Origin of the sequence: Phocaeicola fibrisolvens (assembly GCF_025567125.1) — a bacterium.
Taxonomy (GTDB): Bacteria; Bacteroidota; Bacteroidia; order Bacteroidales; family Bacteroidaceae; genus Phocaeicola; species Phocaeicola fibrisolvens.
In genome coordinates, this window is record NZ_JAOQJI010000044.1 from 30096 (window position 1) to 33862 (window position 3767).

The 3767-nt window shown below is 49.7% G+C and carries 4 protein-coding genes; all 4 read right to left on the minus strand.

The genetic code is table 11. The features are described 5' to 3' along the window. A partial coding sequence (locus OCV81_RS14550; RefSeq protein ID WP_262640380.1) for an AAA family ATPase occupies positions 1 to 444 on the minus strand: 444 nt, incomplete at its 3' end. A 228-nt stretch (positions 445 to 672) separates the two neighbouring features. Next, positions 673 to 1311 carry a hypothetical protein gene (locus OCV81_RS14555; RefSeq protein ID WP_148330681.1) on the minus strand — a complete coding sequence of 213 codons (639 nt, stop codon included), beginning with the start codon at positions 1309 to 1311 and terminating at the stop codon, positions 673 to 675. A 308-nt stretch (positions 1312 to 1619) separates the two neighbouring features. Next, positions 1620 to 3185 carry an ATP-binding protein gene (locus OCV81_RS14560; RefSeq protein WP_148330682.1) on the minus strand — a complete coding sequence of 522 codons (1566 nt, stop codon included), beginning with the start codon at positions 3183 to 3185 and terminating at the stop codon, positions 1620 to 1622. 162 nt (positions 3186 to 3347) lie between these two features. Next, positions 3348 to 3767: PD-(D/E)XK nuclease domain-containing protein (locus OCV81_RS14565; RefSeq protein WP_262640381.1), on the minus strand; the 420-nt coding region annotated here is incomplete at its 5' end.

Sequence of the window (3767 nt, forward strand, 5' to 3'; positions counted from 1 at the left end):
ATCAATCAGTACCACGGCCCGTCGTCCGGTCTGCTCGTGCGCCGCGCGGAGCACCTTGATAAACCGTCCTCCCACGTCCAGCCGGTCGGCTTCGGAAGTCAGTCCGTAGCGGGTTTCCCAACCGGACACGTAATCCTCCAGCCGTTCTTCCAGCACACCCGCCTGGGTGAAGTTGGATCCGTTGAAGTCCACATGAAACACGGGATATATATTCCAGTCCTTTTCCAACTGGTCTATCTTCAGTCCCTTGAACAGTTCCTTGTGCCCCAGGAAATAGTGCTCCAAGGTGGACACCAGCAGACTTTTTCCGAAGCGTCGCGGGCGGCTCAGGAAATAGATGCTTCCTTCCTGGGCCAGTTGGTAAATCAGGTCTGTTTTGTCAACATAGACATATCCGTCTTCGATGATACGGTCAAAGCTCTGTATTCCGATAGGGTACTTCATGGGGCGAATGAATAATTAAGAATGAATAATGAATACTTTTTTCAAAGATAGTGCAAACCGAGTGAAGCAGCAAGCGGAAAAGGAAGTTTTCCAGCTTGTGCTTCCGAGGTGCAGCCTATTTTCTGAAAAGATAGTGCAAACCGAGTGAAGCAGCAAGCGGAAAACGAAGTTTTTAAATCGCATAAAGGACAACTTCTTGCGAGGCTGTCCTTTATCCGAATGAAGTATTTAAGAGAGGGTGTAGTTTACATACGGTTTCTTTGTCTGCCGGACTCCTCCCAACTGCGATACAAGAGCCAGTGAATATACCATTTGATAATGCTCCTTTACCGGGAGTTTGTGGGCAATGCGCATGTCTTCAATCATTGTTTTACACTCCAGAAAACGGCTTTGCTTGTATAGCACTTCCAGTTTCTTGCGCTGTAGTATCAGCATGTTGGTAGTGTCTTTTCGGGAGATGGCCAAAGCGATGCCTTTGTCGAATACAGCAATGGCCTCATCGTTTGCTTCCTTCCATCTCAGGTACATGCCTTCGAGCAGATAAGTGTCTAGTAGTCGTGCTGTATCTGTTGTCTGTTTCCGATAGTAGGTGACAGCCTGACAGAGCAGAGAGTCTTCCAACAGCGACATTTCCAGTTGGTAGTGTGCCATGGCTTTATTCCAGACCAGCTTCATTCGTTCCGTTTCAGAGAGGGACGTTTCATCCTTGAGAGCGAATAGAAGTTGCAGGACAGAATCTGGTTGGTTATGATGCAACAAGGAGTCTGTTTGCTGTAACAGGGCACTTGCATGGGGGTGTCTTGTGCAGGTAGCAAACAGCAGGAAGATGCCTGCTATATATAGAATGGGACTTATTTTGTGTTTCATGTGTCTGTTGATAAGGTAACTACCGGTAGATTCTAGGTTGCATAATAGCAGGAGTGCTTTTCTAATTGTGTGCATACGATAACTTGTTTTCTTTTATTTACAAAGTTTGTTTGTCTACTATTTTTGAAGTAGTTTCTGGACTGCAAATATAACAAGAAGATTCTCGCGTATGCGAAAAGTGGTCTCTACAGGTCTATTCCTGAAAATATTCGTATATTGTTGATTTATTGGTATCTAAAGATGAATACCCAATGTCATGTCTCTACAAATTATATTTTTATGTTTCTTAGCCGATAAGTTCGTTTCATTTATATACATTTCCAGTCGCCGATCGTGCCGGTTTCGGAAGAGAAGCTGGCACCTATCCTGTAAAGCGTGCGTGAGTCGGAGGCATATTCCCTTGCATAGCCTTTTTCCTCTATCTGCTGAAGAGCCTCTTCGGCCGTACCGTCCAGCTTGAACTCGAAAATATAGACATATTGCGGCGTCTCCACGATGCAGTCCACCCGTCCCTGACTCTGTGCCTTCTCCACATAGACCGTATAGACACTGACCATCCGCATAATCAGGTAGAAGGTGTACTGGAAATAGCGCTCGCGTTCGGTCTCGTCCTCCTTGCGTCGCATGGTGTAGGGGATGCTGGCCAGAAAAGACGTGAAGAGGGTGCGCAGGGTGTCCGTGTCGCCCGCTTCCAAGGTTTCCACCACCTCGTCCACCCATCCTTCCACGCGCTGTTTGGGCTTGAGGTAGGAGGCGGCCAACATGGTCAGGAAGCCGTTCTTCACCTCGTTGTTGGGGAAGTCGAGCAGGAACTTGTTCATGCGCATGTTGTATCCCTTGATGGTGAGGTATCCGCTCTGGAAAATCATGGGCAGGGGTTGTTCCACATCCGCCTTGTAGTCGATGAACTCTTCCGGGCGGTAGTATTTTCCGGTGAGCTCGTTGAGGTTTTCGTTGAAATGGGTGAGGAGCCGGATGAGGTAGGTGGGCGTGCCGGAGCGGAACCAGTAATCGTATATCCGCAGACTGTCCAGTGCGTTGAGCAGGCTGAAGGGGTTGTACACGTCCGTCAGCCGTTCACTGAAATGGTAGCCGTCGTATTGCAGTTTGAGCCGCTGCCTCATTTCCTCGGGCGTACATTGGTAGTCGTGTGCCATTTCCGCGATGGGTTCCGGGAAGTAACGGTCTATCTCTTCCTGTGTGATGCCGCAGAGCGCTTCGTAGCGTCGGTCCATGCTGATGTCCTTGGGCTGGTTGAACCCGCTGAACACGCTCACCTGTGAGAACTTGGTCACTCCTGTCAGCAGGACAAACTGCAGGTGTGCATCGGCTCCCTTAAACACAGAGTAGAAGGCTTTCAGCACGTTGCGGTGTCGGTCCTCCAGACCGGTGTCCACATCGAGTACATCCAAAATCGGTTTGTCGTATTCATCAATCAGTACCACGGCCCGTCGTCCGGTCTGCTCGTGCGCTGCGCGGAGGACCTTGATAAACCGTCCTCCCACGTCCAGCCGGTCGGCTTCGGAAGTCAGTCCGTAACGGGTTTCCCAATCGGACACGTAATCCTCCAGCCGTTCTTCCAGCACACCTGCCTGGGTGAAGTTGGAGCCGTTGAAGTCCACATGAAATACGGGATATACATTCCAGTCCTTTTCCAACTGGTCTATCTTCAATCCCTTGAACAGTTCCTTGTGCCCCAGAAAATAGTGCTCCAAGGTGGACACCAGCAGACTTTTCCCGAAGCGTCGCGGGCGGCTCAGGAAATAGATGCTTCCTTCCTGGGCCAGTTGGTAAATCAGGTCTGTTTTGTCAACATAGACATATCCGTCTTCGATGATGCGGTCAAAGCTCTGTATTCCGATAGGGTACTTCATGGGGCGAATGAATAATTAAGAATGATAATGAATACTTTTTTCAAAGATAGTGCAAACCGAGTGAAGCGGCAAGCGGAAAACGAAGTTTTCCAGCTTGTGCTTCTGAGGTGCAGCCTATATTCTGGAAAGATAGTGCAAACCGAGTGAAGCGGCAAATAAGTTTTATATACATTTCCAGTCGCCAATCGTTCCTGTTTCGGAAGAGAAGCTGGCCCCTATCCTGTAAAGCGTACGGGAGTCGGAGGCATATTCCCTTGCATAGCCTTTTTCCTCTATCTGCTGAAGAGCCTCTTCGGCCGTACCGTCCAGCTTGAACTCGAAGATATAGACATATTGCGGTGTCTCCACGATGCAGTCCACCCGTCCCTGACTCTGTGCCTTCTCCACATAAACCGTGTAGACACTGACCATCCGCATGATCAGGTAGAAGGTGTACTGGAAATACCGCTCGCGTTCGGTCTCGTCCTCCTTGCGTCGCATGGTGTAGGGGATGCTGGCCAGGAAAGACGTGAAGAGGGTGCGCAGGGTGTCCGTGTCGCCCGCTTCCAAGGTTTCCACCACCTCGTCCACCCATCCTTCCAC

Excerpts from the sequence above, each read along its gene's own strand:
- OCV81_RS14555 (WP_148330681.1), bottom strand. The coding sequence starts at position 1,311 with ATGAAACACAAAATAAGTCCCATTCTATATATAGCAGGCATCTTCCTG.
- OCV81_RS14560 (WP_148330682.1), bottom strand. The coding sequence starts at position 3,185 with ATGAAGTACCCTATCGGAATACAGAGCTTTGACCGCATCATCGAAGAC.